Here is a 22,173-nt window from a genome sequence, read left to right as displayed (position 1 = left end):
CCATACTCATTCGTCCTGAGAACGAGATGAGGAATGTGCCAATGCTCTATGCGATCCTTTGCTATAATTCGGAAGACGTCGTCGGCTCCTGGTCCAAGGAGGAAGAAGACGAGGTCATGGGAAAACTCATGGCCGTGCAGGAGGGGCTTGCCAAGGAAGGAAGGCTCGGTCCCGTCGCCCGGCTCCTGCCGACGACGGCGGCGACCACCCTGCGCAAGAACGGCGATGCGCCGCTCGTCATAGACGGGCCGTTTGCCGAAACGAAGGAACAGCTCCTGGGCTTCTACGTGATCGAGGCCGCATCGCTCGATGCTGCGCTCGATACCGCACGCGATCTCGCGCGCGCCAATCCAGGCACCGGCTCCTATGAAATCCGACCAATCATGCTTTATCATCCCGCACCAGGCCAGACATGAACGACACCCTTTGGATCGACACCGCGCTGACTGCCGCCCGCCCCCAGGCGGTGGGCGCATTGCTTCGCTATTTCCGCGATCTCGACACGGCGGAGGAAGCATTCCAGGAGGCCTGCCTGAAGGCGCTCAAGAGCTGGGCGAAAAATGGCCCGCCGCGCGATCCAACGGCATGGCTGATCTTCGTCGGGCGCAACAGCGCGATCGACGTGGTGCGGCGCCAGGCGAAGCATCAGGCACTGCCACCCGAAGAGCAGCTGTCCGACCTCGGAGATACCGAATCCGCCGTCGCCGAGAAGATGGACGTCGCCGATTATCGCGACGACATCCTGCGCCTGCTCTTCATCTGCTGTCACCCTGATCTCCCTGCCACGCAGCAGATCGCACTGGCGCTCAGGATCGTTTCGGGCCTGCCGGTACGGCAGATCGCGCGCGCCTTCCTCGTCAGCGAAAGCGCCATGGAGCAGCGCATTACCCGGGCCAAGGCGCGCATCGGCGCGGGCGATCTGCCTTTCGAGACGCCCGGCCCGATCGAAAGGGCGGAGCGGCTGGCGGTCGTCAGCGCCATGGTCTATCTCATCTTCAACGAGGGCTATTCGGCAGGTGGGAGCGAGGCCAAGGCGCGGTTTCCGCTTTGTGACGAAGCCATAAGATTGGCACGGCTGCTCCTGCGCATCTTTCCCACTGAACCCGAGATCATGGGACTGATGGCGCTGCTGCTCCTTCAGCATGCCCGCGCAGCCGCTCGTTTCGACGCCGACGGCGCGATCATCCTGCTCGAAAGCCAGGACCGCAGCCGCTGGAACAGGCAGATGATCGCGGAGGGCTTGGCGCTCATCGACAAGGCGATGCGGCACAGACGCCCTGGTCCTTACCAGATCCAGGCGGCGATCGCCGCGCTGCATGCCCGCGCGGCGCGTCCCGAGGATACGGACTGGAGGGAGATCGAACTGCTTTATGCTGCGCTCGAGACACACACCCCCTCTCCTGTCGTCACGCTCAACCGCGCGGTCGCGGTCGAGAAGGTGCGCGGGCCCGCCGATGCGCTCGCCCTCATCGAACCGCTGGAGGAAAGGCTTTCCGGCTATTTCCACTATTTCGGCGTTAAGGGCGGTCTGCTGATGAAGCTCGGCCGCAACGAGGAGGCACGCATCGCCTTCGACCGCGCCATCTCCCTCGCCAATACTGCGGCCGAAGCCGCCCATATCCGCATGCATCTCGACCAGCTCGCGCAAACCGGCGCTTCCGCCTGAATTATTTCACCCCAGCAGAATTTTCTTCGACCCTGTCGGATCGGTGCCTGTCCGTTCGTCCTTGGGACAGACCCAACTGACAGGAGGACAGCAAAGATGGTTCTAGCCAGCGAAAAGCATGAGGTGGAAGGTGTCATCGCCGCCTGGTCGAACGCGATCAGCAACAAGGATGCGGAAGGCGTACGCAGACACCTGACCAACGATATCGTGCAGTTCACACTCGCCCCGCCACTGGAGTTCAGGGGTGATGATGCCGAAGATCTTGAAGCCTGGTTCTCTACCTGGCGTGGTCCGATCGGCGGCGAAGCCCGCAACGTCGAGATCGCCGTTGGCGACCAGGCGGCCTTCTCAACGGGGCTCATCCATATGTCCGGAACCAAGACAGATGGTGAGAACGTCGATCTCTGGTTTCGTCAGACGCTCGGTTTGAAGAAGGTACAGGGAAGCTGGAAGATCGCGCATGTACACACATCCGTTCCTTTCTACATGGACGGCAGCTTCAGGGCCGCGATCGATCTGAAGCCATAGGCCCAGCAGCAAGCCATGAAGCGGTTCCCAATTCCCGTTTGGGAACCTATTCTCCTTCCGGTCCATTTGCCTCAGCGGTGCAAATGCTAGCTGAAATTCCACGTAAGCAGACCGGGAGACGATCGCATGGCCTATGAGCTTTACTATTGGGATGGCATTCCGGGCCGGGGCGAATTCGTCCGGCTGGCGCTGGAGGAAGCCGGCGCCGACTATGTGGACGTGGCCCGCAAGGACACCGCGGCGATGATGAAGATCATGGCGAGCCGCACGGAACAGCATATTCCCTTCGCCCCACCGTTCCTGAGGGATGGCAATGTGCTCATCTCGCATGTGGCGAATATCCTCTTCTATCTCGGGCCAAAGCTCGGGCTTGCCCCGCAGGATGAGACGCTGCGCTTTTTCGCAAACGGGCTGCAACTGACGATCACCGATTTCCTGGTCGAAGCCCACGACACCCATCATCCGATCGCGGTTTCGCAATATTACGAAGAGCAGAAGGATCCCGCCAAGGCGCGTGCCGCCAGTTTTATCGATGAGCGGCTGCCGAAATATCTCGGCTATTTCGAACGAGTGCTGCGGCAGAACCCGCATGGCGACAGACATAGCGTCGGCGATAGCCTGAGCTATGTTGATCTTTCGCTGTTCCAGGTGATCGAGGGACTGCTCTATGCATTCCCCCGCGCCATGAAACGTTATGAAGAAAAATATCCGGCGCTGGCCGCCCTCCGCGATGCGGTCAGGGAAAGGCCGAACATCAAACGATACCTTACCTCCGAACGGCGTCTCGCCTTCAATGAATTCGGCATCTTCCGCCACTATCCGGAACTGGACAGGGACGGCAGCTGAGCCCTCCGATATATCCGCAAGTCTTGAGCCCACTGGAAAAAGCCGTTGCGCATGATATTCTTGAATAAGGTAGTCGGCTGGTGCAGCGGCTTCAACCGAGCGGCTTCGGCCCCCGGATTTCAGTGTCCACGTTCCGGAGCATGCGATGAACCCTTTCGCCGATCTTTCCAATGCGCTGCAGCTTGCGGATGGTGCGCTCGATGTGAATGCAAATGATCCGCTGTTCGAGCTTCTGCCGGTCGGCGTCTGTGTCTGCAATCGGGATGGCCTGATCATCCGCTACAACCGGGCGGCGACCGAACTGTGGGGCTGCTCTCCTCGTCTCGGCGATCCCGCTCAGCGCTTCTGCGGTTCCTGGCGCCTTCTTGACGTCGAAGGAGCCGAAATACCCCACCTGGAGTGGCCGATGGCCGTGGCGCTTGCGACCGGCAACAGCGTGTACGACCGGGAAATCGTGATAGAACGGCCCGACAAGAGCCGCATTGTGGTGCTGCTCTCGATCGAGGTGCTGAAAGATGCCGATGGTAATGTTGCCGGTGCCATCAACGTTTTTCGCGACCACACCGAACAGCATAAGGCCCGCGGGGCCCTGATGCGGCGGAAGAAGGAATTCGAAACAATCCTGCAGACGCTGCAGGCGGCGCTCTACACCACGGACGCCGAAGGACGCATCTCTTTCTATAACGAAGCCGCCGCCGAGTTGTGGGGCGTTCGGCCCGAACTTGGAAAAGACCGGTTTTGCGGATCGTGGAAGCTCTATTGGCCCGACGGCACGTCCCCGCCCCATGACGAATGCCCGATGGCCATCTCGCTTAAGGAGAAGCGGGCGATCGCTGGCATGGAGGCCGCCGCCGAGCGGCCGGATGGTCACCGCGTGCCTTTCCTCGCCTTTCCGACGCCGCTTTTTGACGAAGCCGGCGAACTGACCGGTGCGGTCAACCTGCTGGTGGACATCACCGGACGCAAGATCGCCGACGAGACGGCGCAGCGGCTTGCGGCTATCGTCGAGTCCTCCGACGACGCCATCCTGTCGAAGGACCTCAACGGCATCATCACGAGTTGGAACAACGGAGCGGAGCGCCTTTACGGCTACAAAGCCCATGAGGTGATCGGCCAACCGGTCACCGTACTCATGCCATCGGATCGGCAGGATGAGGAACCGCGAATCCTAGCGCGTATCCGTCGCGGCGAGCGTATCGACCATTATGAAACCGTTCGGCAGCACAAGGACGGCACGCTGATCGATATTTCGCTGACGGTATCTCCCATCAGGAATGCCCAGGGACGGATCGTCGGTGCCTCGAAAATCGCCCGCAACATCACCGAGCGCAAGCAGGCGCAAGAGCAGCAACGCCTGCTCTTGCGGGAAATGAACCATCGGGTGAAGAACCTCTTCACCCTCTCCAGCAGCCTGGTGACGCTGAGCGCCCGGTCGGCCGGCTCCACCGAGGAACTCATCTCCGGGGTGCGTGAGCGTTTCGCCGCGCTGGCCCAGGCCCACTCTCTGACCCTTCCCCAGATGTGGGACGCCACCGCCGGTGGTGAGGGACAGACGACGCTTCACGCCCTGATCCGGTCGATCCTGCTGCCGTTCGAGGAGGACAGGGATAATGGCGAACCCCGCGCCGTCATCACTGGCCCCGACCTGCCGCTCAGCGGTACGGCGGTGACGAATTTCGCGCTGCTCCTGCATGAATTTGCAACGAACGCAGCCAAATATGGCGCCCTTTCCGCTGCGCGGGGGTGTGTTGACATCACTTGCCGTGAAGATGGCGGCCAGTTCGTCCTGACATGGCGCGAGCGCGGCGGCCCACCCGTCGAATCCGAGCCCGCGGATGAAGGCTTCGGCACACTCCTGATGCGCGCCACCCTCGGCCCGCTCGGCGGCCGGATCACACGGGACTGGAGTCCGGAAGGCCTCATGATCATGCTTTCCGTAGCGCGCGATCAGGCCATCGCGCGGTGAAGCCATCACAGATGGGCATGCGGCTCGTCGGTATGCCTGCCGGAATAACGATCATCAATCTCGTGGATGATCGCCTCACCGCGCTCCTGATCGAGATGCCGGAGCAATTCGTCCACTTTCGCTTCCAGGCGGTCATTGCCCTCTTTCGATTGGGGGGAGCCCAGAAAGAGCAGGAAGGCCAGTCCGCCGACCTGCCAAAGGAGTTGCAGGAATTCCGACTGCCAGTTCTCCAGCGTATCGCGCATCATCTCGACGGCATACGGACCAAAGGTAGCTGCTTCACCGTGGCTCCGCTGTTCGTTCACGAAAGCAAACCAGCCAAACATCCAATGTCCGACAATGGTCAGAACAAAAAATGCGAGCGTTACCCAAGCGTAGCCATAGCCGCGCCAGATGGATCTCCGGGCCATTGTGTCGTCTCTCCAGAACAGGTCCAGGAACAGCTTTGAACCTGGATAGGCTGGAAAACGCCAGAAAAGCCTCCTGGGTTCCCAAGGTCTTAATTTGGAATGATTATTGATGAGGGGCAGACTGCATCGCCAGTGTCCGTGACGGCTTTCTATCTGACGGCACAGACCTTCGAGCGCGTCAGGAACCGCTTTTCCCGCCCATTGTCGAGCGAGAACATGCCGCCGCGCCCGGGCACCACGTCGATGATTAGATCGGTATGCTTCCACACCTCGAATTGAGAGGCGCTGATATAGAACGGGGCATCGCCTATAAACCCAAGCAGCACGTCATTATCGCCGACGATGAAATCGTCCTGCGGATAACACATCGGCGACGAACCGTCGCAACAGCCGCCGGACTGGTGAAAGAGGACGGGACCGTGATCCGCTACGATCTCCTCAAGCAACTGCAACGCAGCGGTTGTGGCCGAAACTTTACCGGTCATATGATCCTCCCGATGCAGGATCCCGAGGAAGCTGCAGACTTCCAGGTGAGATCAAGCGACATCAAAGTAACCAGGCGGCGCGGCATGGCCGCGCCGCTCCGAGGCTTGCCAAGTTTAAAAAAAGCCGAGCTTCTTCGGGCTGTAACTGACCAGCATGTTCTTCGTATTCTGGTAGTGGTCGAGCATCATCTTGTGCGTTTCGCGCCCGATGCCGGACTGCTTATAGCCGCCAAACGCCGCATGGGCGGGATAAGCGTGATAGCAATTCGTCCAGACGCGGCCCGCCTGGATGGCGCGGCCGAAGCGATAACAGCGATTGGCATCGCGGCTCCAGATGCCCGCGCCGAGGCCGTAGAGCGTGTCATTGGCGATCGACAAGGCCTCGTCGTCATCCCTGAAGGTCGTGACCGAGACGACCGGCCCGAAGATCTCCTCCTGGAAGACGCGCATCTTGTTGTGGCCCTTGAAGACAGTCGGCTTGACGTAATAGCCGCCGGCAAGGTCGCCCGGCAGTTCATTGCGCTCGCCGCCGGTCAAAACCTCAGCACCTTCCTGACGGCCGATGTCGATATAAGAGAGGATCTTCTCCAGTTGTTCGGAGGATGCCTGCGCGCCGATCATCGTGGCGGGATCGAGCGGATCACCCTGAACGATCGCCTCGACGCGTTTCAGCGCGCGCTCCATGAATTCATCGTAGATGTCTTCGTGGATCAGTGCCCGGCTCGGACAAGTGCAGACCTCGCCCTGATTGAGCGCGAACATGACGAAGCCTTCGATCGCCTTATCGAAGAAATCATCATCTTCAGCGGTCACATCCCCGAAGAAGATATTGGGCGACTTACCGCCCAATTCCAGCGTGACGGGAATCAGGTTCTGGCTGGCATATTGCATGATCAGCCGACCGGTCGTCGTTTCGCCGGTAAACGCGATCTTGGCAATGCGCGGGGATGAGGCCAGCGGCTTGCCCGCTTCGAGGCCGAAGCCATTGACGATGTTGAGCACGCCGGCTGGCAGGAGGTCGCCGATGAGATCGGCCCACAGCATGATAGTCGCGGGCGTCTGTTCGGCGGGCTTGATGACGACGCAATTGCCGGCGGCGAGCGCCGGGGCGAGCTTCCAGCAGGCCATCAGCAGCGGGAAATTCCATGGGATGATCTGACCGACGACGCCCAACGGCTCATGAAAATGATAGGCGACCGTGTCGTGGTCGATTTCGGAGATGCCACCCTCCTGGGCACGGATAGCGCCGGCGAAATAACGGAAATGGTCGATGGCGAGCGGCAGGTCGGCGGCTGTCGTTTCACGGATCGGCTTGCCGTTGTCCCAGGTTTCGGCAAGCGCCAGAAGATCGAGGTTTTCTTCCATACGATCAGCGATGCGGTTGAGGATCAGCGCCCGTTCGGCGGCGCTCGTGCGTCCCCAGGCCTCCCTGGCGGCATGGGCGGCGTCGAGTGCGGCCTCGACATCAGCCGCATCCGAGCGGGCGATTTCGCCGAGCGGCCGGCCGGTCACCGGGGAGATGTTCTCGAAATAGCGTCCCGACTTAGGCGCGACCCATTGGCCGCCGATGAAATTGTCATACCGCTTGGCGAAGGGGACTTTCACCGTGCGGGAAAATTCTACCTTGTTCATGTCTTCCTCCCGAGAAGCGACGCCGCTGGATGCGGCGTTCCGAAGGAAGCATCGCCGCAGCAGCCTTTGCTGTCAGCCCAACCCAAGGCGATTGATCTGCGAAGTGTCGCAATCCTGCGACACTTGCCGACGCCAAAATCAATGTGGGCGCTCAATACCCAGGCGTTTCAGCTTGCGGTGCAGCGTGGCGCGGCTAACGCCGAGCGATTGGGCCGCGGCCGAGACATTGCCATCCGCACGCGCCAGCGCCCGTTGCAGAACGCCGCGTTCGGCATCGGCGAAATTCTCCGCTTCGATCGTGGAGCCGAAGAGACTACTCACCGGCAGCGGCTTCTTCAGGCAACCGGGCGTGATCCCCAGCGCCAGACGGGCAGCGCGGGTCGCGCCGATCACGAGATCATCCGCATCGACCGCGACGAGCGCCCTGCTGCTCTTCTCAGCGACCGGCGCCAGCAAAATCCGCGCCTTGGGGAAAGCCATGCGGAAATTGTCCATTTCGATCCGATGCGCCGCATCGATCACCGCCATGGAAATGAGATTGACGAACCCTTCCGTCAGATCGGCCCGGCAGGACGACACATCGAGCGCCGCGGCCAAATTCCCCTCGTGATCATAGATGGGCGCCGTCGTACAGCTCAAATCCGTGTTGCGCGTCAGGAAATGCTGGTCACGGTGGATGGTGAGCGCCCGCTGCTCCACCAGGCAGGTGCCGATGCCATTGGTGCCTTCGCTGTCCTCGCTCCATATCGCGCCCGTCCAAAGGCCCCATTCGCGGAACGTATCGTCATCGGCAATGGCTCCGCGCCGCTCGACCGGCACGCCATCGCGATCGGCCAGCAGAACACAGCATCCAGCCCCGCCCACCGCGAGATAAAGTCTGTCCAGGCTGGATTTGGCCGCCACGACAAGCGGTTCAATCCTCTGCCGTGCCTCGTTCAACTGGGCGTCAGACAAGCGCTTGGGGGATTTGCGGTAAGCGGGATCAAGCCGGTGCAGGTTGCAGGAGCGGCGCCAGGAGGCGATCAGCGCGGATCTGGCCGTCGCGTCCGACGCAATCGCGGCCTGAATCCGATCTGCATGGCGATCGAATGGGTGCTCGTCCATGCGCTCCTCCCGAGGCCTGAACTATGTCTAAATGCGGCCCTGCCGTTTACTCCCGTTCCGGCCGATCGCAGATGCAGAATGAGCGTGGGGTGGCCACCACGTCAAGCACGCAAACGCGATTGCACTCCGGATCATTCCGTGACCCCACGATAGAGTTCCGAGGCGTGTTCCTTCAGCGCGCGTCGACCTTCCGGCCTGAAATACATCATATGCCCCCCTTCCACCGCCGCGACGCGGATGCGCCTTGCGCCTGGAAGGGAAGGAATCTGGCTGACGAGATAACGCGACGTCATATAGGGCGTCACGAGATCGGTATAGCCGTTGATGATCAGCACACCGAGGGCGGGATTGAGCGAGCGCGCCCGCTGGAGATCGTTCATGACGCCGGCATAGCCCTGGCGTGAGCCGATGCCATAGTCCCAGGCACGGCTGATCTCGCCGTTCAGGAGCCGATAGCTGATATTGGTGTGGAAATTCAGCTCGTTCCGCGCATAGTCGACAAAGGCCGAGGTCAGCACCGGTACGCTGCGGTCGAGCACCGGATCGGGACCATTGTTCCTTGAACTGTCGGGGGCGATATCCGCCGTTGCGATCGTGCCGTCATAGGCGCTCAGCACATCGCCCTTTTTGCGCGCAAACTCCTTGACGAAAAGCCCCGTCGAAATACGCGCAAAGTTCCGCTGGACGAGATCGAGCGGCAGGCCGGTGATCTCCGCCACACGCTGGCTTGCGTGTTGGCCGCCCTGTTCCAGCCCGCCGGTCAGGGCGGCGAGATAATCGCCGAGCGCATAGTGCTCGACCTCGGCCAATCGCGCTTGCAGCGCGTCGCCGGCAACACCTTCGCTTTGCAGACGCACCGCGGCCAACGACGGAAGTTCGAGCGCCCAGTGCAGCGTATCGAATTCGTCCGGCCGCACCAGCATGAATTCGAGCGCCGGTGAGATGAGCGCGACACCGTTCACATTGACGCCTGCGTCTTCCTGCAGCGTCTTGGCGAGCAAAGCCGCCCGGAACCCGCCATAGCTTTCGCCGGCAAGGAAGACCGGCGATCCCATGCGGCCGGTCTGGGTGAGAAAAAGCCGGACGAATGCCCCCATGGACGTCGCATCCTGGTTGACGCCCCAGAAATTGCGCGTCTCCTGGCCGGGCGCTTCGCGGCTGTAACCCGTTCCGACCGGATCGACAAAGACGAGGTCCGTCATGTCGAGCCAGCTATCCGGATTATCCACGAGCGTCTGAGGCGGCGGGAGGAACGCACCATCGGCGGCGGTCGCGATGATGCGCGGACCAATGGCGCCGATATGCAGATAGGCGGATGCCGCGCCCGGACCACCGTTGAAGACGAAGGTGATCGGACGCTTCGAATTGGCGTCGGGGGTCTCGCCGGAGAGCGTATAGGAGACGTAGAAGATTTCCGCGGTGACATCGCCCTTGCCCGACAAAAGCGACAGTGTACCGGCCTTGGCTTGATACTTGAGCGTGCGTCCGGCAAGGGCGACGGAATGGTCTGTTGTCTGCGGCGGCGGGAGAAGCGACAGCACGCCACCTGAAGGTGCCGCCCGTTCGGCCAGCGCTGCCTGGCCCGGATAAAGACCGCCTGCAATGAACAGCAGGATTATCGCTAGAGCTCTGACCTTGGAATACATGATGCCTCCGGGACGGAAAAATCGCTTCATAGTATCACGGTATCATGCCGCAGATGCCTTCCAAGTCAAAATTGGTCGACCTCCATTCAACTTATGCGGGTGCAGCACCACACTCGATCGACCTGTTGCACCCGGATCACACCTCCAGGAGGAAAGAAATAAGGGGACTTGGCGAAATTACTTTGCGCGGTTATGAAGTTCCTCCCGTTTCTGTCCTTCAAAGGGAGGCTAAGAATGCCAGCATTCTATTCTTCTCATAAAGGCAGCGGCTTGAAGCGCATGCGCGGCTAGGTCACCACCTGCCGATTACCGCGCCGCAACGTCAAGGCAGCTGCCGCCCGAGCCCCTCCCATATGGGATGCGCTTGGCATCACACCGGCACCGCCTGAAGACGTGTTTTGCGTCCGGCGCCATTTTTCATGAATTTCTGATTTGGGACCGGATGCGTGCCGCATCCGGCTGACACCATGACTTCCTTCCGCAATGCCCTGCGGGGCAACGCCTTTCGCGATGTGTTTCGATTCCTGAGCGTCCATTGGCGCCGTCAGCCGGCAAGGCTTGCCGTCATTGTCGGCGCTGTGCTCGTCGCGACAATGGCCGACGTGCTGACGCCGCTTTATTCCGGTCATCTGGTTGACGCCGTGGCGCGCGGTGCCGCCACTGACGAGATCGCCTGGAATGCGGCCGTGACCGCCTTTCTGGTGCTGCTCGGCCTTTCGGGCGCCGCCACTGTGATGCGGCACATCGCCTTCATCGGCATCATCGATCTGACACTGAAAATGATGTCGGAGATCGCCGCCGACGCCTTCCATCGCGTCCAACGCTTCTCGACCGACTGGCATGCCAACAGCTTCGCCGGTTCGACGGTGCGCAAGATCACGCGCGGCATGTGGGCGCTCGACTTGCTGAACGACACCATCCTCGTGGCGCTGCTGCCCTCGGCGGTCATGCTGGTGGGTTCGACCTTGCTGCTCGGCTGGTACTGGCCCATGATGGGCCTCATCATCGCCATCGGCTCGATCGTCTATGTCACGCTGACAGTTGCGCTATCACTCGGCTATGTCGCGCCGGCCGCAAGCCTGGCGAATGCCTGGGACACGCGGCTCGGCGGCGCGCTCGCCGACGCGGTCTCGTGCAATCCGGTCGTCAAGGCCTTTGGCGCGGAGATGCGCGAGGATGCGCGTCTTGCCAGGGTCGTCGGGAAGTGGCGTCACCGCACGCGGCGCACCTGGGTGCGCGGCACGATCAACGGAACCATGCAAGGGCTGACGCTGCTCGTTCTGCGTGCGGCGGTGATCGGCTTCGCGATCGTTCTGTGGAGCAGCGGCCGCGCAAGCGCGGGCGATATTGCCTTCGTGCTCACGGCCTTCTTTGTTCTGCAGGGCTATCTGCGCGATGTCGGCATGCATGTGCGCAATGTCCAGCGCTCGGTCAACGAAATGGAGGAACTGGTCGAGATCCACGATCAGCCCCTCGGCATCGAGGACCAACGGGGTGCGCGACCGATCGCCATCGAGGAAGGCCGTATCGATTTCGAGAACGTCACCTTCCACTATGGCGGCCATGTCACGCCGCTCTACAGGAACTTCTCGCTGACGATCCCCGCGGGCCAGCGTGTCGGCCTCGTCGGGCATTCGGGGTCGGGCAAGACGACCTTCGTCAAGCTGATCCAGCGGCTTTACGACGTCACGGACGGGCGCATCCTGATCGACGGTCAGGATATCGCGCAAGTCGAGCAGTCGTCGCTGCGCGGCCAGATCGCCATCGTGCAGCAGGAGCCGATCCTGTTCCACCGCTCGCTGGCGGAGAACATCGCCTATGGCCGGCCAGGCGCGTCAATGCGCGAAATCGAGAATGCCGCAAGACTTGCAAGCGCTCACGATTTCATCAGTGCCCTGCCCAAGGGCTATTCGACGCTGGTCGGCGAGCGCGGTGTCAAGCTTTCCGGTGGCGAGCGCCAGCGGGTCGCGATCGCCCGCGCCTTTCTGGCTGATGCGCCGGTCCTGATCTTCGACGAGGCGACATCGAGCCTCGATTCGGAATCGGAGGTGCTGATCCAGGAGGCGATGGAACGGTTGATGGTCGGACGGACGACGCTGGTCATCGCGCATCGGCTCTCGACCGTGCGCTCGCTCGACCGGCTGCTCGTCTTCGATCGCGGCCGCGTGATCGAGGAAGGCGATCACGCGCAGCTCATCCGGCGCGAGAACGGAGTCTATCGCCGCTTGTTCGAACGCCAGGCGCTGGAGTTGACCAAGGGCTTCGTATAATCTCGGGAGGGCCATCATTGGCCCTTCCTCTCTGCAATTCAGCGAGAAAATCGGCATGGCGGAACGCAGCGCCGGATTGTTGATCTACCGCCGCGTCGAAAGCGGCTACGAGGTGCTGCTCGTCCATCCGGGCGGGCCATTCTGGGCGCGCAAGGACGAAGCCGCCTGGTCGATACCGAAGGACCTGATCGATGAGGAAGAGGACGAGTTGACGGCCGCGCGGCGCGAGACCAGGGAGGAACTCGGCGTCGAAATCGACGGGCGCTTCGAACGTCTGGATGAATACAGGCAGCCCAGCGGCAAGATCGTCATCGCCTGGGCAGTCGAGGCTGATCCCGAAATCGATGTCGCGGCGATCACCAGCAACACGTTCCGCATGGAATGGCCACCACGATCAGGATCGTTCCAAGAATTTCCCGAAGTTGACAAAGCAGGCTGGTTTTCGCTGACCGAGGCCGAGCGCCGGATCCATAAGGGCCAGCGCGCCATCTTGTCGGATTTCGCTGCAAGACAGGACGCCCCATCGCAGACAGACCCGGATCAGAAATGATCGCCCTTATTGCTGTGGGAACATTGCCCTGCCGCGTTCCTGGATGAGGTCGGTATCTTCTGCGCGCATCACTCCTGCGGCAATAAGTTTGTCGCTGGCCGCAGAAAGGGCCTTCAGATACGCGTCCGCGTCGGGATAACGGTCGACCACCGGTTTGCGGCTATCTCCTTTCGCTTCCTGGCCAGATATCGGCAACGGAATGTAGCTGCCATTCAGCCCACAAAGATCGCCGCCAGCAAAACCATCCTTGCGAAGGTTCCAACCCCAATAAGTGCCGAGCGGAGCAGCGACCGCCGGATCCTTGATGCCACCGATGGGAATGCCATCTTCATCAAGCTGCGGCACAAGAACCGGATAGGAAGGGCCGTCCTTGGGCGGTAGGGTATCATGGTCACGCACCCTCAGGACATTATAGACCGGCGTATAGGCGTCTTGCCCAAAAACGGGCAGCTTCAATTCGTCTAACGGCACCAGCGTTTCGTCCGCCACCGAAGGATAGACGCTTGCAGGCGGGTCTTTCCCATCGAGAACCCAGCTACGCATCGCGGCGAGCAGAGAGCGCATAACCGGCGCAGAGCTCAGAGGATTAGCTGGAAACCGGCATATCGATGCCTGCTCGCCTTGCGGCGTCCAACTCGTAAAGTGTGGTGCTCCGGCAATGAAATAGAGGCGCACATTTTCAGGCATCTGGAGCGGCTCGCCGGTCGGTGATGTCGAGATGAGCGAGGCCCGCGCCTGCCAGAACTCCGTTGAGGTATCCGTATGCATGATCTTCGGGCAGGTATCATTGGTGCTGCAAGCACTCAGAATACTGCCGCTTCGTCCACTGAGCGGATCGGTTGTTTCTGCATAGGTAAAGGGAAACTGGTCACCCGGAAAATCGTGATCCTCATGCTGGCGCGAATAGCGGCCAGCTTGTGCGAAGCGATAATTGGTGAAGCTTTTCCGTGACCCGGCAATATGTGCCATGGCACCGTCGAATACCCGGGTGCCCTGTTCGTCCGAATTGAAGCCTTGATAGATGAGATCGCGCAGAAAGCGGCCGGACTGCGAGATGCCGAGACCGATCGTGCTCTTGACCCCGGTGAGGATCGCAGGTGCATCGTGCCCGGGATTGCCACGCAGGTAAGAAACGAGATCGCTCGTCGCGGCAAACGCCAAGCCGGCCGGCACCGCATCCTTGGCCGGATAGGTGAACTCAAAGATCGCTCCCGCGTCCAGCCCTTGCGGGCGGGTGATCTCGATCGATGTCGGTGACAGATATCTGAATGAAAGACCGGGTGCGACAGCGCGGGGCTCCTCCGCCCTCAGGCGCACTGACAAAGTTGCTTTTTTGGGATCGAAATCGGCTGCCGGATAAGTCAGCTTCGCCACGCTGACGGGCTCGGCCTTGTCGAACACGAACTCCTCACGCGAGAGTCCCGTAACATCGGACAATTTGGGCAAAGAGAGGTTTACCAGATCTTCCGGAATGCCGGTCTGCCAGCCACTCCAGACGACCGTATAGCCCTCCTTCATCAAGTAGGCATCACCCAGATCCTCCACCGTCTTTGGCAAGCTGGACGTGTCCGAGAGATTCATCAGTGTGAAAGAGAGATTTCTGCCACGGTTTGGGACTTCATATAAAAGCACGCCCTGGCTCTTTGTCGCGTCAACGGGACGCAAGATCGTTACTTCCGTTGAAAAGCGGACCATACCCATGGCGTCGACAGGCGCCTTGTCGAGATCGACGATTTTTTGACCGCGCTCGGATTTCGGATCGATGGCGAATTCCGCCACCGCGTCGATACGTTCATAGGCGCCTGCTTTGCCGAAAGCCGTCCCTTCAAAGGCAGGGCTGATTGTTTCAAGAATACGAAAATCGATGATTTTTGCGTCGGCCGCGCTTCCTGTAGCGGATACGGCCAGTATCGCGACGCCAACCAGCCGCATGAAGTTGCCGGCCATTCGAGTTCCTCCCTCATTCAGCTCCACAGCAAATTTCGTATGTAAGATCATCTGTCATGCGCGCAAAGTCAACTTTTTTGTATACAAGATTTTCCACTCTGCATAACAACCAGAATCGCCAGTAACTGTCGTCCGGTTCGGCTCATCGAATATTCTCTAGGGTGATCATCATCAGACGTGGCACCTCATCGCTGGTTTTCGTCGAGGTGACGGCTGATTATTGTTTCCTTCCTGAGCGTGCTTTAAACAAGCCATGGCCGCAAAAGATCAAACTACGATGGATGTGAAATATGAGCGAGCAGGACGCAGTCGAGCTTTCGGCTCGCTACGCCAGATTTGCTGAAGAGGAGGCCCGTGGCCGCTCATCGCTATACGAGACGCTGGCGCAGGGCGTCGCGGAAGACCGAACCGCTATTGGATTCCTCATGACATTGCCGAAGGAAAAGCAGCAACCGAACCTGCTGTTTGCTGCCATACGCCATCTGTTCGGGATTCCCAAGGATTGGCCAGACTTTCGTAGAACGCTTTTGGCCCATTCCAATATGGTGCGTTCTGTCATGCTGTTACGCTCGACGCAAACCAACGAACCTGCACGGTGCGCTGTCTTATTGCCCTTGCTCACTCACCTGCCACAGCCATTGGCGTTGATCGAGGTCGGTGCGTCTGCAGGCTTATGCCTTATTCCGGATCTCTACGGTTACAACTACGGGCGCGGGTCGATCTACCCAGCCAAGCCACAATTAAATTATCCTGTTTTCAATTGTTCTCTCAATCAAGCCGCACCTATTCCTACAGCGATGCCGCAAATTATCTGGCGCGCGGGATTGGATATCAACCCGATCGATGCCGCTGATCCATCGCAATGCACATGGCTGGAAACACTGGTCTGGCCCGAACAAGAGGACCGTCTGGCAAATTTAAGGGCGGGGTTGCGCATCGCAGCGGCGCAGAAGCTGCGGCTCATAAAAGGCGATCTGATCGGAAATGACCTGGAGAGGCTCTGCCAGGAGGCACCGGCCGATGCCACTCTTGTCATCTTTCATACGGCCGTCCTGACTTATATTGCAAATCAGGCCGAGAGAGATGCTTTCGCCGCGCGCGCAATGTCCCTCTGCCAGCATTGGATTTCCAATGAGTCACCCCGCGTCTTTCCGGAAATTTCCAATCGCACCCGAAAGGCTCCGGCGCCGGGTCGCTTCCTGCTTTCCGATAATGGCGTTCCCATCGCCTGGACAGACCCGCAAGGCGTGGCGCTCGAATGGATTGACGGGTAAGAAGAGGAAGGTAGCAATACCGCCCGTCCCAAAAGGTCACAGCGTAAGCGTCCGGCTCCATCCATCTGCGAATTCGCAATCCAGTTTCCAGTCGGCGCCGACCTTGCGGACGAAGAAGAAGGTTGCGCCGTCGCCGGGGGGTGGCCGCGTCGCGTTGACGACGCATTTGAAGCTCCCGGACGCAGTCGCGATGTCGATCGTCTCACTGTCTACGATCTCCTCGTCGATACTATTCGCAAAAGGATAAGGGGCATACATCCCAGCGGTATGGATCGAGTGAATGCGGGTAACTGGAGTGTTGGCCGCATCGAGCAGGTCAATCGTCGCGATGCAACCTCGATGTTCGTCGCCGGATAGAAAGACCACATTGTGAATCTGGTTCGTTGCGATGTGCGTCAACACCTCGCGCAACGAGTTCGGATATCCGTCCCAACCGTCGGAATGCAGGCTGCTGAGATTTCCCGGATCTAGACGCCGGTCGCGTTGCACCGCCCGGCGATGACGCGGCAGCAGCATCAAAGGTGTGACGACGAATTTCGGCCCCGGTGCGGTCGATAGCCAGTCCTTCAACCTCTCCATTGTGTTGTTTGGCTGGGCCGGATCAGACGCAAACAAATGCGCGTTTGCCAGATTGTCGACCTTGCGATGTGTCCGTTCGGTTCGGGTATCAAGCATGAAGAAATGAAACCCGTCGAAATCGAAAGCCTCGAGACCCGGCCTGATACCGCGCTGATATTTTTGGAACGCCTCCAAACCCCTTTTCTTCGTCTCCTGGTTCGTTTCATCGTCAGGGTCCGAAAGCGGCTCCCAATTGTCGACGATCTCGTGATCGTCGAGCAGCATGAACGACGGGATCTGGCGCAGCGCGTTGCGGACGTCCCGTTGTCTCAACCACGCCTCATAGGGCAGCCGATAGCGGTCGTCTTCACTCGCCGGATCGTATAGCCCCGCCGTCGGATCGACATAAACCTGATCACCCACGAACAACATGAAGCGCGGCTTGATCCCCACGGTACCCTGCAGGTGTTCGGCGATCCGAACATAGGATCGGCCGGCGACGGGCCCATCGAAGAACCCGGCCGGATATTGGCACGATGCGAGCGAAAAGCTGGTGCCGGCCTCGATGGGCGCCGAGGGCGGATTGGTCGGCGCATCGTAGGGAACCACCCCGTTCAACAAGTCGCGATCCATATCGATCAGACGTTCGAGTGTTCCCTGCCCTGCCGGCAGTTCGAAATTCATCATCATGGATGACCCGCCGGATGCAACCGGCTGCGGATCAGGTTCAAACGTGACGCTCTTCAGTTTGGCGAGACCACGATAGGCAAGTCTCCCTTGCCTCGTTTCTGCCTTGTCGTCGGACATGGAATGAAGCCGTGGCGTCACCAGAGCGCGGAAAGTCGCCTCTGCCATCTGCTCAAAGCTCTCAAACAGAAACGAGTTATCGGGTTTTTCATCGCGGTGGCCAATCGGGTCGAACCAGAAGACCTGCCTCTCACTTGCCACTGCCCGGAAAAGACCCCGGGCCGGAATAAACAATTCGCTCGGTTCGTCATAGACGATCAGGACCAGCAGCGCGTTGCCGGGATGAGCGGGATCATGGCCGGGCATGATCGTCGGAAGCGGCGCTTCGAACGCATCCCAGCCTCCGTTCTCCAGCGCTGCCGATCTGTGTACCACCATGTGATCGATGATATATGCCAGATCCCAAGGCAAAGCGGGATTGTCGGGTCGAAGGATTTGATTGCCAGATTGTTGGACACGCAGCATGACCACGCCGTCCGCCATCCGGTGAGACGGCAACGACCCGACCCGCAGCACAAGCGCCGGCGTATCTGGCCTCTCCTCGGTGATGATCGGCCCGATCCACGGCGGATAAGCGGTTTTCTTCGTGTTTCCGTCGGTTGGCTGGGACGGAATATCAGCATCCAAGAACTGTTGGATTTTCTGGAAGGTCGCATGACGCTTGGTACCGACCAGCGCGTCCTGATGGCCGGCTCCCGGATTAATGAACGGCGCGACATAGACCCGACCCGCATCATCCAGGATCTTTTGCATACGATCGACAGTTGAAACGTGGGAGAGCCCGTTTTCGGCGCCATGCACGCTGAATGCGGGGAAGACCCAATTCTCACGAAATTTCCTGCGCGATACGAGCAGGTTTCGGCCCTCATGGTTGGTCATCAGGGCATATCTGACGAAGTGCAGCGTGGTTGCTACCGTCTTGAGGCTGAGTGCGCCGAAATGCTCGTCGATGAACCGCAGCATCTCGGGTTCCATATTGGCGACGTTGAAATCACGACCGTAGAGCGCATCCATGCGATGCCGCGTTCTTGTCCAGGGAGTGCGCTTCCAGGGGCAGACCGGATTTTCAACATCGAACTCTTCGACCGGGTAAGGCAGCGTGGAAAGCACCCGATCCCATAAATCGTCGGCGAGGGTCGGGTTCTTGGGATTGAATTCATATTTGTCCGGCAGGAAATCGATCAGATAGCGCATCGCATAGGCTCGAAAAACATTCGCCGGCGTGAAGACGACAAGCGGCCCGACCTGCGTGAAGGCAACACGGTCGACAAGGTCATTCAGCCTGCCTTCAAGCGCGGCAATGCTGAAGACGACCGCCCCCATGCAATGGGCAATCACGTCGACCTTTCCATCCACCGAGTTGGCGGCCGCGGTTTCGATGACCTTCTTGACGTCTTCTTTCCCGATCTGATCGAAACTCCAGGCTTGCGTTGCGGTGGCATGGGCGGGGCTGGTCCGCATATCCGCCACCCAGATGTCGCGTCCAGTGTTCCAGAGATAACTGGCGAAGTTCGGGCTCACCGCATGATGGGCAAAGGTGGTACCGCCGGCACTGTAGCCGTGCAGCATGACCACCGGTCTCCTGATGGTGCCGGGATGAGGATAACGCGTAATTAGCACCTCGCCGGGAACACGCCCGCCCCCAAGGTTGGGTTTCTCGGAACCCATTGGAATCGGGATTCGTTGCGCTGTCACTGAACCGCCGCCGGGCAGCTGAAGCGTAGCCGGGGGAGAAAAATCGATGACATCATTGGCCGGATCCACGTCCTTGTCGGGCGCGCGGAAACTCCAGATGTGCTGGCCGAGCAGCAATCGCAGGAAATAACCGAGAACGGTAACTTGTTCACCGATCGCACCGATTCCATCGCTCTGCCCGGTTATCCGGAAAAGCGGCACGCCAATGCGCGCCAGGTATCCCAGGTCGAGCCTCAGGACGTGCGGAGTGGAGCCGGTGAGACCCGGGAACTGCTCGAGCGCCACTTCCATGAGCTGTCTCCATGGATTGCCCCGGCGAGCGTAAGTGAACGTCTTTGTGCCAACCACATGGTCGCCATTGAGCGCGATCTTGGCACCGGCGTCCGGTATCCCTATCCTCAAGTCATAGCGAAACGCACGGATTTCTCCCGAGCGGCTGGCGATGGCAAGACCTGACTTGATGCGGGCCAGCGGTCCCGGCCCTCCATCGCCGTCGACAATCGCCTGATAGATATCGCGCAGGCCCCGGTTGAAGAGCCATGCCTTGCCCGCGCGCCCGATACGGCCGAGAGCCCAGCTTCTTTGTCGCTCGAACACCCTGAGACCGCCGGTGAGCGGCGCGCTGAAATGTGCGATGGCATCAAGTTTCTGTTCTCTCAGGCCGGGTGGGTCCCAGCTCTTTTCGAGCATCTCCCACTCGGCGCGCGGGAAGATACGGATGGCGCTGCGCGCCACCGGATCGGACTGATCAGCAGCAACCTTTAGAACGGGATCGCCGCCGATGCTCGGCGTGAGATCAGCCAACGCTTTGGGAAGAAAGCGCAGGGTCATTTCAACGATATAAGAACCGGTAGCACCGTTCTTGAGCTTCAACCGCACTGGCCCGACGATCCGCTCGATCACCTCCACTTCCGTTTTTGCTGGCGGAACAGCGCTATCGGTCGAGCGAAATATCGGACGGACCAGGGCCGCAACCGGAGCGGCCGGCGGCGCTACGTCATATCCCCATTCCAGGGCCAGCGCTTCGGCGGCGCGCAGCGCAACCGCCGAGATCGCGAGCGCGGGATTTGTTCCGAGCGCCGTTGGAATGATCGACCCGTCAAGCACGACCAGCCCATCATGAACCGCGCTTGAGGTCCCGGTTGAGAACACCTGGCCAAGGTGGTTCACGACTCCTTCGGAACCCGTCTCGGCCATGGTGCAGCCCCCGAGTGGATGCACGGTCGTCAGTGGTCCACGCTTTTCCCGCAGCAGCCAAGTGAGCTCCGACGGCAGCAATTTCCAAAGGGGATTTGCCATGATCCGTCCACCGGAGTTCTTCGCAAGTCCGGTCAATATATCCACCTGCGTGTCGAAGATTGGCAGATCCGGAAGCTTTTCCCAGCGTATTCGCGCAATTCCGTCGCGATCATCGGATACCGCGCCATCGAGTTCCATACTGCCGGCGGCGCCGTCGTCGGCCATGACGGCATAAAGCGCGGAGTGTTCGATGCACTTGCGCGGCACGGCATAAGCGTCGTCATTCGGGAAGCCCTGCCGATGCGTTGACCAGTCGATCTTGTCCAGACCGTGCAAAGTGTTGGTCGTCGCAAAGATCTCCGTGAATGCGAGGCGGAGGCTCGCCGGAACCGCCATCTCCTCGATGAGAACACCTGCCGTGTCCCGGAGATCGATGACGCCCGTGATCGTGGGTCCGACCGCACGTTTCGAGGGCTGCACAGCGGCATCCGCCACACTGTTCACCGCCGCCCTGGTGCCATAGTCGACGACCAGCATGTCACCGTTGGTCGAGCAGCGCTCGCCGAGTTGCTCATTCGCAATCGATAGCCCCATCATATGCGATCTGCGCAGGATCTCGTTGGAGCCGAGGGTACCCGCGGCCAGCACGACCTTCCGCGCCCTGATCCTCAGAACCTCTCCATCACGTGCCCTAAGCGTGGCGTTGGTGTGCACGGCATTGACGATCCAGCCGACGGCACCATCCTTCTCGATATTGAGCACGGTCGCGCCGCTGAATATTTCCGCGCCGTTCTGCTGGGCACGCACGAGCAGATTGACGTCCAGCGAGTTCTTTGCGCCGAAATTGCAACCCGTCGCGCAATCGCCGCAACGCGTGCATTTGTTGAGACTGACATTACCCGTGCTGGTGGAACCGGCCATCGCGATGGTGACCGCCGCCGGCCGAAACCTGTTACTCGGCGCCATACTTTTGAAAGCACTGAATTTTTGCGGCAGCCCATCGGCATGCGCAGTAATAGTATTGGGTACACCGTCCACGCGTGCGCCGAGCAGGTCAGAGGCGCGGTCGAAGAATGAATGCCAACCGGCCAGATTTGCGAGCTGGTTCGGCCACCCCTTCTGGAAAACACTCGGCGAGGGAATTTCCATCACGCCGGCGTTTATCAGCGAGCCGCCGCCAACTCCGTTGGCAACGATCGTCGTCACCTCCGGTCCGGGTCTGATGTCGAACAGGCCCTCATTGTTGCGCTCGCGCCGGATGTGGCGTGGCAGTTCGCCGAGACCGGTCGGAAACGAGCCGGGCAAATATTCCTTGCCGCGCTCCAGCATCCCAACACGAACAGGAACGTTGCCTTGACGCCGGCCTGCGAATGTCGCGGCCGTGACGGCTCCGCCATAGCCGCTGCCGATGATCAGAACATCGAAATGGACGGCCGCGGGAGCGCCGCGGACACGATGAATAAGGCGCTCGAAACCTTGCGAGATCCACGCGGTGCGCGAGTCGGTGTCAAGCCCGGAGCCCATCATCCTCGCTCCGTGCCGATGCGATGAGCAGGAGAGATTTCCTACCTACATCATCATAACCGATTGAAATGCCGCCCCCACTCACG

15 protein-coding genes are annotated in these 22,173 nt (G+C 60.2%); 8 read left to right on the top strand and 7 right to left on the bottom strand.

Going from position 1 to position 22,173, the window contains the following annotated elements; all coding sequences use genetic code 11:
• Nucleotides 1–41: 41 nt before the first annotated feature.
• The 5 genes from ATN84_RS22190 to ATN84_RS22170 all read left to right on the top strand — a co-directional run bounded on the left by ATN84_RS22190 (nt 42) and on the right by ATN84_RS22170 (nt 5,006).
• Entirely contained in the window at nt 42–416 is a 375-nt protein-coding gene (locus tag ATN84_RS22190; RefSeq protein WP_068884766.1) for a YciI family protein, read from the top strand.
• On the top strand, nt 413–1,666 hold the full coding sequence (locus ATN84_RS22185) for an RNA polymerase sigma factor (RefSeq protein WP_068884683.1): 1,254 nt from the start codon (nt 413–415) through the stop codon (nt 1,664–1,666). Before ATN84_RS22190 ends, ATN84_RS22185 begins: the two co-directional genes overlap by 4 nt.
• Nucleotides 1,667–1,762: 96 nt before the next feature.
• Nucleotides 1,763–2,194: a YybH family protein gene (locus ATN84_RS22180; protein ID WP_068884682.1), complete on the top strand. Its 432-nt coding sequence runs from the start codon at nt 1,763–1,765 to the stop codon at nt 2,192–2,194.
• A gap of 126 nt (nt 2,195–2,320) precedes the next feature.
• A complete protein-coding gene (locus tag ATN84_RS22175) occupies nt 2,321–3,040 on the top strand; it encodes a glutathione S-transferase (protein WP_068884681.1) in 720 nt (239 codons plus the stop codon).
• A 145-nt stretch (nt 3,041–3,185) separates the two neighbouring features.
• Nucleotides 3,186–5,006, top strand: a complete 1,821-nt coding sequence (locus ATN84_RS22170) for a PAS domain-containing sensor histidine kinase (RefSeq protein ID WP_082766435.1) — start codon at nt 3,186–3,188, stop codon at nt 5,004–5,006.
• Nucleotides 5,007–5,011: 5 nt separating this feature from the next.
• On the opposite strand, the gene ATN84_RS22165 is transcribed toward ATN84_RS22170, so the two are convergent.
• The 5 genes from ATN84_RS22165 to ATN84_RS22145 all read right to left on the bottom strand — a co-directional run bounded on the left by ATN84_RS22165 (nt 5,012) and on the right by ATN84_RS22145 (nt 10,283).
• Complete coding sequence (locus ATN84_RS22165) at nt 5,012–5,416, bottom strand: DUF6766 family protein (protein ID WP_068884680.1); 405 nt, start codon at nt 5,414–5,416, stop codon at nt 5,012–5,014.
• A 149-nt stretch (nt 5,417–5,565) separates the two neighbouring features.
• The gene (locus ATN84_RS22160; RefSeq protein WP_068884679.1) at nt 5,566–5,901 is read right to left on the bottom strand and encodes a DUF779 domain-containing protein; all 336 of its coding nucleotides are present in this window, start codon (nt 5,899–5,901) and stop codon (nt 5,566–5,568) included.
• A gap of 114 nt (nt 5,902–6,015) precedes the next feature.
• Nucleotides 6,016–7,533, bottom strand: a complete 1,518-nt coding sequence (adh, locus tag ATN84_RS22155) for an aldehyde dehydrogenase (protein ID WP_068884678.1) — start codon at nt 7,531–7,533, stop codon at nt 6,016–6,018.
• A 138-nt stretch (nt 7,534–7,671) separates the two neighbouring features.
• Nucleotides 7,672–8,637, bottom strand: a complete 966-nt coding sequence (locus tag ATN84_RS22150; protein ID WP_068884677.1) for a helix-turn-helix domain-containing protein — start codon at nt 8,635–8,637, stop codon at nt 7,672–7,674.
• A gap of 131 nt (nt 8,638–8,768) precedes the next feature.
• Nucleotides 8,769–10,283, bottom strand: a complete 1,515-nt coding sequence (locus tag ATN84_RS22145; RefSeq protein WP_068884676.1) for a S10 family peptidase — start codon at nt 10,281–10,283, stop codon at nt 8,769–8,771.
• Nucleotides 10,284–10,750: 467 nt separating this feature from the next.
• Between ATN84_RS22145 and ATN84_RS22140 the strand changes: the two genes are divergently transcribed.
• Together ATN84_RS22140 and ATN84_RS22135 are read left to right on the top strand one after the other, a co-directional pair.
• Nucleotides 10,751–12,553: an ABC transporter ATP-binding protein gene (locus ATN84_RS22140; protein WP_068884675.1), complete on the top strand. Its 1,803-nt coding sequence runs from the start codon at nt 10,751–10,753 to the stop codon at nt 12,551–12,553.
• 55 nt (nt 12,554–12,608) lie between these two features.
• Entirely contained in the window at nt 12,609–13,103 is a 495-nt protein-coding gene (locus ATN84_RS22135; RefSeq protein WP_068884674.1) for an NUDIX hydrolase, read from the top strand.
• 6 nt (nt 13,104–13,109) lie between these two features.
• Here ATN84_RS22135 and ATN84_RS22130 read toward each other — a convergent pair whose 3' ends face one another.
• A complete protein-coding gene (locus tag ATN84_RS22130) occupies nt 13,110–15,050 on the bottom strand; it encodes an alpha/beta hydrolase domain-containing protein (RefSeq protein ID WP_244491168.1) in 1,941 nt (646 codons plus the stop codon).
• Nucleotides 15,051–15,340: 290 nt separating this feature from the next.
• On the opposite strand from ATN84_RS22130, the gene ATN84_RS22125 reads away from it, so the two are divergent.
• The gene (locus ATN84_RS22125; RefSeq protein WP_068884673.1) at nt 15,341–16,324 is read left to right on the top strand and encodes a DUF2332 domain-containing protein; all 984 of its coding nucleotides are present in this window, start codon (nt 15,341–15,343) and stop codon (nt 16,322–16,324) included.
• A gap of 36 nt (nt 16,325–16,360) precedes the next feature.
• On the opposite strand, the gene ATN84_RS22120 is transcribed toward ATN84_RS22125, so the two are convergent.
• Nucleotides 16,361–22,087, bottom strand: a complete 5,727-nt coding sequence (locus ATN84_RS22120; RefSeq protein WP_244491175.1) for an alkaline phosphatase D family protein — start codon at nt 22,085–22,087, stop codon at nt 16,361–16,363.
• Nucleotides 22,088–22,173: the final 86 nt, after the last annotated feature.

This window comes from Paramesorhizobium deserti, from assembly GCF_001558695.1.
Classification (GTDB): Bacteria; Pseudomonadota; Alphaproteobacteria; order Rhizobiales; family Rhizobiaceae; genus Paramesorhizobium; species Paramesorhizobium deserti.
This window is presented reverse-complemented; position numbering and strand designations above follow the sequence as displayed.

Excerpts from the sequence above, each read along its gene's own strand:
- adh (WP_068884678.1), bottom strand. The coding sequence starts at position 7,533 with ATGAACAAGGTAGAATTTTCCCGCACGGTGAAAGTCCCCTTCGCCAAG.
- ATN84_RS22145 (WP_068884676.1), bottom strand. The coding sequence starts at position 10,283 with ATGTATTCCAAGGTCAGAGCTCTAGCGATAATCCTGCTGTTCATTGCA.
- ATN84_RS22125 (WP_068884673.1), top strand. The coding sequence starts at position 15,341 with ATGAGCGAGCAGGACGCAGTCGAGCTTTCGGCTCGCTACGCCAGATTT.
- ATN84_RS22180 (WP_068884682.1), top strand. The coding sequence starts at position 1,763 with ATGGTTCTAGCCAGCGAAAAGCATGAGGTGGAAGGTGTCATCGCCGCC.
- ATN84_RS22185 (WP_068884683.1), top strand. The coding sequence starts at position 413 with ATGAACGACACCCTTTGGATCGACACCGCGCTGACTGCCGCCCGCCCC.
- ATN84_RS22175 (WP_068884681.1), top strand. The coding sequence starts at position 2,321 with ATGGCCTATGAGCTTTACTATTGGGATGGCATTCCGGGCCGGGGCGAA.
- ATN84_RS22140 (WP_068884675.1), top strand. The coding sequence starts at position 10,751 with ATGACTTCCTTCCGCAATGCCCTGCGGGGCAACGCCTTTCGCGATGTG.
- ATN84_RS22165 (WP_068884680.1), bottom strand. The coding sequence starts at position 5,416 with ATGGCCCGGAGATCCATCTGGCGCGGCTATGGCTACGCTTGGGTAACG.
- ATN84_RS22190 (WP_068884766.1), top strand. The coding sequence starts at position 42 with ATGCTCTATGCGATCCTTTGCTATAATTCGGAAGACGTCGTCGGCTCC.
- ATN84_RS22170 (WP_082766435.1), top strand. The coding sequence starts at position 3,186 with ATGAACCCTTTCGCCGATCTTTCCAATGCGCTGCAGCTTGCGGATGGT.
- ATN84_RS22135 (WP_068884674.1), top strand. The coding sequence starts at position 12,609 with ATGGCGGAACGCAGCGCCGGATTGTTGATCTACCGCCGCGTCGAAAGC.
- ATN84_RS22150 (WP_068884677.1), bottom strand. The coding sequence starts at position 8,637 with ATGGACGAGCACCCATTCGATCGCCATGCAGATCGGATTCAGGCCGCG.
- ATN84_RS22130 (WP_244491168.1), bottom strand. The coding sequence starts at position 15,050 with ATGGCCGGCAACTTCATGCGGCTGGTTGGCGTCGCGATACTGGCCGTA.
- ATN84_RS22160 (WP_068884679.1), bottom strand. The coding sequence starts at position 5,901 with ATGACCGGTAAAGTTTCGGCCACAACCGCTGCGTTGCAGTTGCTTGAG.
- ATN84_RS22120 (WP_244491175.1), bottom strand. The coding sequence starts at position 22,087 with ATGGGCTCCGGGCTTGACACCGACTCGCGCACCGCGTGGATCTCGCAA.